General features: G+C 55.4%; 3 rRNA genes. All 3 read left to right on the plus strand.

What is annotated here, in order from left to right:
• The first annotated feature begins 4 nt into the window (after nt 1–4).
• Nucleotides 5–1,516 (plus strand): 16S ribosomal RNA (locus DLM85_RS24715).
• A gap of 205 nt (nt 1,517–1,721) precedes the next feature.
• Nucleotides 1,722–4,628 (plus strand): 23S ribosomal RNA (locus tag DLM85_RS24720).
• A 76-nt stretch (nt 4,629–4,704) separates the two neighbouring features.
• Nucleotides 4,705–4,816 (plus strand): 5S ribosomal RNA (rrf, locus tag DLM85_RS24725).
• Together the 16S, 23S and 5S rRNA genes form the textbook arrangement of a ribosomal RNA operon.
• Nucleotides 4,817–4,884: the final 68 nt, after the last annotated feature.

Genomic DNA, 4,884 nt, shown 5'->3' on the forward strand with positions numbered 1-4,884 from the left:
TTTTACAATGGAGAGTTTGATCCTGGCTCAGGATGAACGCTAGCGGCAGGCCTAATACATGCAAGTCGAACGGTGGTAGCAATACCATAGTGGCGCACGGGTGCGTAACGCGTAGGCAATCTGCCTACTCCTGGGGGATAGCCCGCCGAAAGGTGGATTAATACCGCATAAGACTATAGGGCGGCATCGTCTAGTAGTTAAAGAATTTCGGGAGTAGATGAGCCTGCGTGCCATTAGCTAGTTGGTGCGGTAACGGCGCACCAAGGCGACGATGGCTAGGGGAGCTGAGAGGCCGATCCCCCACACTGGCACTGAGATACGGGCCAGACTCCTACGGGAGGCAGCAGTAGGGAATATTGGGCAATGGGCGCGAGCCTGACCCAGCCATGCCGCGTGACGGATGAAGGCCTTCTGGGTTGTAAACGTCTTTTGACCGGGAAGAAAAAGCCCTTGCGAGGGAAATCGACGGTACCGGTTGAATAAGCACCGGCTAACTCCGTGCCAGCAGCCGCGGTAATACGGAGGGTGCAAGCGTTGTCCGGATTTATTGGGTTTAAAGGGTGCGTAGGTGGCCCTGCAAGTCCGTGGTGAAAGCCTGCCGCTTAACGGCAGAACTGCCATGGATACTACAGGGCTTGAGTCCAGACGAGGTTGGCGGAATGGATGGTGTAGCGGTGAAATGCATAGATACCATCCAGAACCCCGATTGCGTAGGCAGCTGACTAGGCTGGTACTGACACTGAGGCACGAAAGCGTGGGGAGCGAACAGGATTAGATACCCTGGTAGTCCACGCCGTAAACGATGGATACTCGCTGTGGGCGATACACAGTCCGCGGCTTAGCGAAAGCGTTAAGTATCCCACCTGGGGAGTACGCCGGCAACGGTGAAACTCAAAGGAATTGACGGGGGCCCGCACAAGTGGTGGAGCATGTGGTTTAATTCGATGATACGCGAGGAACCTTACCGAGGCTAGAATGCGCGTGACCGGTTCAGAGATGGACCTTTCCTTCGGGACACAAAGCAAGGTGCTGCATGGCCGTCGTCAGCTCGTGCCGTGAGGTGTTGGGTTAAGTCCCGCAACGAGCGCAACCCCTATGTTTAGTTGCCAGCACGTAATGGTGGGGACTCTAGACAGACTGCCTGTGCAAACAGCGAGGAAGGCGGGGACGACGTCAGGTCATCATGGCCCTTACGCCTCGGGCTACACACGTGCTACAATGGACGGTACAGAGGGTCGCCACGCAGCGATGCGGAGCCAATCTCAAAAAGCCGTTCTCAGTTCGGATCGGAGTCTGCAACTCGACTCCGTGAAGCTGGAATCACTAGTAATCGCGTATCAGCAACGACGCGGTGAATACGTTCCCGGGCCTTGTACACACCGCCCGTCAAGCCATGGAAGTCTGGTAGACCTGAAGCTGGTGCCCCGCAACGGAGCCAGTTAGGGTAGAACAGGTAACTGGGGCTAAGTCGTAACAAGGTAGCCGTACCGGAAGGTGCGGCTGGATCACCTCCTTTCTGGAGCAATCCGACTCGTGAGCTTTTTCTAGCTGCTCACCTCTTTGTCTTTCCTTCTTTCATCTGCATCAGACGATCGGTCTGGTACACGTTCTTTGACGTAACGGCTAGCAAACAAGAGAAAAACATGCCAACTCCAGCAATGGAGGTTGGCATCACACGAGCAAACGATAGATCCATGATTACTCTGGATCGACCGTTACTTACGGAAGTAACGAAGGGCGCACGGGGGATGCCTAGGCTCTCAGAGGCGAAGAAGGACGTGATAAGCTGCGATAAGCGGTGGGGAGGGGCACATACCCGTTGATCCGCCGATTTCCGAATGGGGCAACCCACCACCTTGAAGAGGTGGTACTATTTGCTTGCAAATAGGGCGAACCCGGGGAACTGAAACATCTAAGTACCCGGAGGAACAGAAAATAACAATGATTCCCCAAGTAGTGGCGAGCGAACGGGGATTAGCCCAAACCGGGTTGGTTACGGCCAGCCCGGGGTTGTAGGACTACGATATGGAACCGCCAACAGGTAGCTGAATGACGTGGGAAAGTCAACCAAAGACGGTGAGAGTCCGGTAAGCGACAGTTGTTGGGGTCCTAGTAGGATCCTGAGTAAGGCGGGGCCAGTGAAACCCCGTCTGAATCCACCGGTACCATCCGGTAAGGCTACATACTCCTGAGAGACCGATAGTGAACCAGTACCGTGAGGGAAAGGTGAAAAGAACCCTGGATAAGGGAGTGAAAAGAACCTGAAACCGTGCGCTTACAAGCGGTCGGAGCCCCTTGGTGGGGTGACGGCGTGCCTTTTGCATAATGAGCCTACGAGTTACTCCTCTCTGGCAAGGTTAAGAATGTTGACATTCGGAGCCGCAGCGAAAGCGAGTCTGAACAGGGCGCAGAGTCAGAGGGGGTAGACGCGAAACTTTGTGATCTACCCATGAGCAGGATGAAGGTTGGGTAAAACCAACTGGAGGTCCGAACCAGTTTCCGTTGAAAAGGATTTGGATGACTTGTGGGTAGGGGTGAAAGGCCAATCAAACTGAGAAATAGCTCGTACTCCCCGAAATGTATTGAGGTACAGCGTCGTGGTTGAGTCACGTGCAGGTAGAGCTACCGATTGGACTAGGGGGTGTCACAGCCTACCGAATCCAGACGAACTCCGAATGGCACGTTGATATACACGGCAGTGAGGCGTGGGGTGCTAAGGTCCCACGCCGAGAGGGAAAGAACCCAGACCATCCGCTAAGGTCCCTAAATCCGGGCTAAGTTGAACAAAGGAGGTCCAGTTGCCTTGACAGCCAGGATGTTGGCTTGGAAGCAGCCATTCATTTAAAGAGTGCGTAACAGCTCACTGGTCGAGCGACAGGGCATCGATAATACGCGGGCATCAAGTCCGGTACCGAAGCGATGGATTCGTCTTATGGACGAGTGGTAGGGGAGCATTCCAGCAGCGGTGAAGCGGTGACCGGGAGGCGCCGTGGAGCGGCTGGAAAAGCAAATGTAGGCATGAGTAACGATAATGGGGGTGCGAAACCCCCACGCCGATAGACTAAGGTTTCCTGCTCAACGCTAATCGGAGCAGGGTTAGTCGGGACCTAAGGCTAAGCTGAAGAGCGACGACCGATGGCCAGCTGGTTGATATTCCAGCACTTGTTTTGTGGAGTGATGCGGTGACGGAGAAGTGAAAGGCACGCGGGCGGACGGAAGTGCCCGTTGAAAGCCGTAGGTATTGGATTGGTAGTAAAGTACGCCAGTCTAGCTGAAAGCCGATAGTAGACCAAGTCCTTCGGGACGCGGTCATAGTTGCCCTAATCAGACTCCCAAGAAAACCCGCTAAGCGTTTACTGCAAAACAACCCGTACCGCAAACCGACACAGGTAGTCAAGGAGAGTATCCTGAGGCGCTCGAGTGAATCACGGCCAAGGAACTCGGCAAAATGGTCCTGTAACTTCGGGAGAAGGGACGCTTCCTTGCAGCAATGCAAGAAGCCGCAGTGAAAAGGCCCAGGCGACTGTTTAACAAAAACACATGGCTTTGCGAACTCGCAAGAGGAAGTATAAGGCCTGACACCTGCCCGGTGCCGGAAGGTTAAGAGGGGAACTTAGCGCAAGCGAAGGTTTGAATCGAAGCCCCGGTAAACGGCGGCCGTAACTATAACGGTCCTAAGGTAGCGAAATTCCTTGTCGGGTAAGTTCCGACCTGCACGAATGGTGTAACGATCTGGGCGCTGTCTCAGCCGTGAGCTCGGTGAAATTGTAGTCTCGGTGAAGATGCCGAGTACCCGCCACGGGACGGAAAGACCCCGTGCACCTTTACTACAGCTTGACATTGACTCTGGGCACCGCATGTGTAGCATAGGTGGGAGGCGTTGAGCCGGGGCCGCTAGGTCTCGGGGAGCCGACGTTGAAATACCACCCTTGCGTTGCTTGGAGCCTAATCTCTAAACAAGGGAAACAGTGTCTGGTGGGTAGTTTGACTGGGGTGGTCGCCTCCAAAAGTGTATCGGAGGCTTTCAAAGGTCCGCTCAATCCGCTTGGTAACCGGATGCAGAGCGCAATAGCAGAAGCGGGCTTGACTGTGAGGCTGACACGCCGAGCAGGGTCGAAAGACGGATATAGTGATCCGGTGGTTCCGCATGGAAGGGCCATCGCTCAAAGGATAAAAGGTACGCCGGGGATAACAGGCTGATCTCCCCCAAGAGCTCATATCGACGGGGAGGTTTGGCACCTCGATGTCGGCTCGTCACGTCCTGGGGCTGGAGAAGGTCCCAAGGGTTCGGCTGTTCGCCGATTAAAGTGGCACGCGAGCTGGGTTCAGAACGTCGTGAGACAGTTCGGTCCCTATCTGTGGCGGGCGTTGGAATGTTGCGAGGACCTGACCTTAGTACGAGAGGACCGGGTTGGACCAGCCGCTGGTGTACCAGTTGTGCCGCCAGGTGCAGCGCTGGGTAGCTACGCTGGGTCGAGATAAGCGCTGAAAGCATCTAAGTGCGAAACTCACCTCAAGATGAGCATTCCGTTAATAAGGTCCGTGAGAGATCATCACGTTGATAGGCCGCAGGTCTTAAACCCGAAAGGGCCAGCCGAGCGGTACTAATGAACCGAACGCTTCCGAATTACCTGCTCCTTTCTGCTTGTTTGCTGGCCGTGCGTCAATGCCTTCACGGCACCCGACTGGGGTGTCCGTCCTGATAATGGTGGCTTTAGCCCGGGTGTTCACCTCTTCCCATTCCGAACAGAGTCGTTAAGCCCCGGAGCGCCTATGGTACTGCCTTCGCCGGCGGGAGAGTCGGTCGCCGCCAACCTTATCACGCCTGCAGCCCCGCTGGTCCCTTACCCGGACCGCGGGGCTGCTCGCGTTTACAGCCCCCCC

This window comes from Hymenobacter edaphi, assembly GCF_003258365.1.
GTDB lineage: Bacteria > Bacteroidota > Bacteroidia > Cytophagales > Hymenobacteraceae > Solirubrum > Solirubrum edaphi.